Source organism: Rhodococcus sp. NPDC060086, from assembly GCF_042730275.1.
Lineage (GTDB): Bacteria > Actinomycetota > Actinomycetes > Mycobacteriales > Mycobacteriaceae > Rhodococcus.
In genome coordinates, this window is the sequence record NZ_JBHWWZ010000093.1 from 3,520 (window position 1) to 4,861 (window position 1,342).

Sequence of the window (1,342 nt, forward strand, 5' to 3'; positions counted from 1 at the left end):
TAAGCCTGAGAGGTGATGCGTAGCCGTTGTGGTGAATTCAGTGATCCTATGCTGCCGAGAAAAGCCTCTAGCGAGCTTTCACATGGCCCGTACCCCAAACCGACACAGGTGGTCAGGTAGAGAATACTAAGGCGATCGAGATAACTGTGGTTAAGGAACTCGGCAAAATGCCCCCGTAACTTCGGGAGAAGGGGGACCTTGTCTGGTGATCACCTTTACGGTGTGAGCTGGGTGGGGTCGCAGAGACCAGAGAGAAGCGACTGTTTACTAAAAACACAGGTCCGTGCGAAGTCGTAAGACGATGTATACGGACTGACGCCTGCCCGGTGCTGGAAGGTTAAGAGGACCGGTTAGCTGCACTTGTGTGGCGAAGCTGAGAATTTAAGCCCCAGTAAACGGCGGTGGTAACTATAACCATCCTAAGGTAGCGAAATTCCTTGTCGGGTAAGTTCCGACCTGCACGAATGGCGTAACGACTTCTCTGCTGTCTCGACCACAGACTCGGCGAAATTGCATTACGAGTAAAGATGCTCGTTACGCGCGGCAGGACGAAAAGACCCCGGGACCTTCACTATAGCTTGGTATTGGTGTTCGGTTCGGTTTGTGTAGGATAGGTGGGAGACTGTGAAGCGGGCACGCCAGTGTTTGTGGAGTCGTTGTTGAAATACCACTCTGATCGTATTGGATGTCTAACCTCGGGCCCTGATCGGGTTCAGGGACAGTGCCTGGTGGGTAGTTTAACTGGGGCGGTTGCCTCCTAAAATGTAACGGAGGCGCCCAAAGGTTCCCTCAGCCTGGTTGGCAATCAGGTGTTGAGTGTAAGTGCACAAGGGAGCTTGACTGTGAGACTGACAGGTCGAGCAGGGACGAAAGTCGGGACTAGTGATCCGGCACCGGCATGTGGAAGCGGTGTCGCTCAACGGATAAAAGGTACCCCGGGGATAACAGGCTGATCTTCCCCAAGAGTCCATATCGACGGGATGGTTTGGCACCTCGATGTCGGCTCGTCGCATCCTGGGGCTGGAGTAGGTCCCAAGGGTTGGGCTGTTCGCCCATTAAAGCGGCACGCGAGCTGGGTTTAGAACGTCGTGAGACAGTTCGGTCTCTATCCGCCGCGCGCGTAAGAAACTTGAGGAAGGCTGTCCCTAGTACGAGAGGACCGGGACGGACGAACCTCTGGTGTGCCAGTTGTCCCGCCAGGGGCATGGCTGGTTGGCTACGTTCGGAAGGGATAACCGCTGAAAGCATCTAAGCGGGAAGCCTGTTCCAAGATGAGGTTTCTCACCCTTTGATGGGGTAAGGCCCCCGGCAGACCACCGGGTTGATAGGCCAGAACTGGAAG

1 rRNA gene (cut by a window edge) is annotated in these 1,342 nt (G+C 55.1%); it reads left to right on the plus strand.

The features are described from left to right. Positions 1-1,342, plus strand: a 23S ribosomal RNA gene (locus tag ACFWB0_RS25450) (its annotated part extends 1,816 nt beyond the left edge of the window); the annotation flags it as partial.